This window comes from Actinobaculum sp. oral taxon 183 str. F0552 (assembly GCF_000466165.1).
In the GTDB taxonomy this organism is placed as follows: domain Bacteria; phylum Actinomycetota; class Actinomycetes; order Actinomycetales; family Actinomycetaceae; genus Peptidiphaga.
The window spans coordinates 1-831 of sequence record NZ_KE951475.1 but is presented as its reverse complement, the minus strand read 5'-3'; the positions used below and the strand labels follow the sequence as shown (position 1 = coordinate 831).

1 pseudogene is annotated in these 831 nt (G+C 76.3%); it reads right to left on the bottom strand.

What is annotated here, in order from left to right:
• Nucleotides 1-831: pseudogene (locus tag HMPREF0043_RS11575) on the bottom strand (AAA family ATPase); the annotation flags it as partial.

Genomic DNA, 831 nt, shown 5'->3' with positions numbered 1-831 from the left:
GGGATGCCGGTCGATGCGAAGCGGGGAGCCGACCCACGTGCAGCGGCCGTCCGCGCCCGCCGCGACGGTGCCGACCGCGCTCACCCGGTCGGCCAGCGCCTGCACGGAGGCCCCGGGCGCCAGCCACGTCGTCTCGATCCCGTACAGCCGCGCGATCTCGGCCATCGCCCGCCCGGGAACCGGCGCTGCGGGTCCGGTGTGCAGCGGGTCGCCGGCCACGACCGCCCTCTTCACCCCCCACAGGGCCCTGACGGCCAGCTGGGGCGCGATCCGGCCCGCGTCGTCGACGAACAGCCACCCGAGCGCCTCCCGGCCGAGCCCGGCGAACATCCTTCCCGTCGAGGCGAAAGTCGCCGAGACGACCGGAACGGCGAGGAAGAACAGCTGCCAGGCGGCCAGGAGGACCGGCTCGGTCAGGCCGTCGGTCTCGCCGGCCACGACGTCCGCCGCGGCGGCCATCCCCCGGCGCACGTCCGAGCCGCCGGCGAAGACGAAGGCCTCGTGGAGCCTGACCGCCGCCGCGAACAGATCCGACCGCGCCGCGTCCACCTCGGCGTCCAGCCAGGGAGCCCGCTCCTCGCGCGCGGCGTCGCCGGCCGAGAGGTCCAGCGGGTAGGCCCGCCCGAAGGACTCCCCGTCCTTCGCGCATTCGACGGCGATCTGGGAAGCCGATCTGCGCAGGCGTTGGAGGGTGTGCAGCGCCGAGCTCAGACGGGCGGCGCAGTCCGCGACCTTCCCGTCGGCTTCCCGGCAGGCCTGCGCGGCGGTCCTCGCGTGCGCGGCGGCGGCCTTCAGACTCGCGGACAGCTCGCGGCGCCGGCTCCGCCACCG